The organism is Micromonospora sp. RTP1Z1, from assembly GCF_033804685.1.
Taxonomy (GTDB): Bacteria; Actinomycetota; Actinomycetes; order Mycobacteriales; family Micromonosporaceae; genus Micromonospora.
Map to the genome: position 1 here is coordinate 1 of NZ_JAPFQV010000140.1, position 1,078 is coordinate 1,078.

1 rRNA gene is annotated in these 1,078 nt (G+C 56.9%); it reads right to left on the reverse strand.

What is annotated here, in order from left to right:
* Positions 1-1,027, reverse strand: a 23S ribosomal RNA gene (locus SLP03_RS31400); the annotation flags it as partial.
* Between the last annotated feature and the right edge of the window lie 51 nt (positions 1,028-1,078).

Below are 1,078 nucleotides of genomic sequence, written 5' to 3' on the forward strand. Positions count from 1 at the left end.
CTGCCGCGCTCTCACTTACCGGCATTCGGAGTTTGGCTGATTTCGGTAAGCTTGTGGGCCCCCTAGATCATCCAGTGCTCTACCTCCGGCAAGAAACACGCGACGCTGCACCTAAATGCATTTCGGGGAGAACCAGCTATCACGGAGTTTGATTGGCCTTTCACCCCTAACCACAGGTCATCCCCCAACTTTTCAACGTTGGTGGGTTCGGCCCTCCACGCGGTCTTACCCGCGCTTCAGCCTGCCCATGGCTAGATCACTCCGCTTCGGGTCTAGGACACGCGACTGAATCGCCCTATTCAGACTCGCTTTCGCTACGGCTCCCCCACACGGGTTAACCTCGCCACGTGCCACTAACTCGCAGGCTCATTCTTCAAAAGGCACGCCGTCACCCCGTAAGGCTCCGACGGATTGTAGGCGAACGGTTTCAGGTACTATTTCACTCCCCTCCCGGGGTACTTTTCACCATTCCCTCACGGTACTTGTCCGCTATCGGTCACCAGGAAGTATTTAGGCTTACCAGGTGGTCCTGGCAGATTCACGGCAGATTTCAGGGGTCCGCCGCTACTCGGGAACACTCACAGGAGGCCAGCCACTTTCGCCTACCGGACTTTCACCGCCTACGGTCAGCCATTCCAGACTGTTCGGCTAGCAACTGGCTTTGTAACTCCTCCGACAAGTGTCAGCTTGTCGAGCAAGGTCCCACAACCCCGACCACGCAACCCCTGACAGGTATCACACGCAGCCGGTTTAGCCTCGATCCGCTTTCGCTCGCCACTACTCACGGAATCACTAAATTGTTTTCTCTTCCTGCGGGTACTGAGATGTTTCACTTCCCCGCGTTCCCTCCATACACCCTATGTGTTCAGGTGCAGGTGACACCACATGACTGGTGCCGGGTTTCCCCATTCGGACACCCTGGGATCACAGCTTGGTAGACAGCTCCCCCAGGCCTATCGCGGCCTCCCACGTCCTTCATCGGCTCCTGGTGCCAAGGCATTCACCGTTCGCCCTTGACAACTTGACCACAAAGATGCTCGCGTCCACTGTGCAATTCTCAACAAACGACCAACCCACA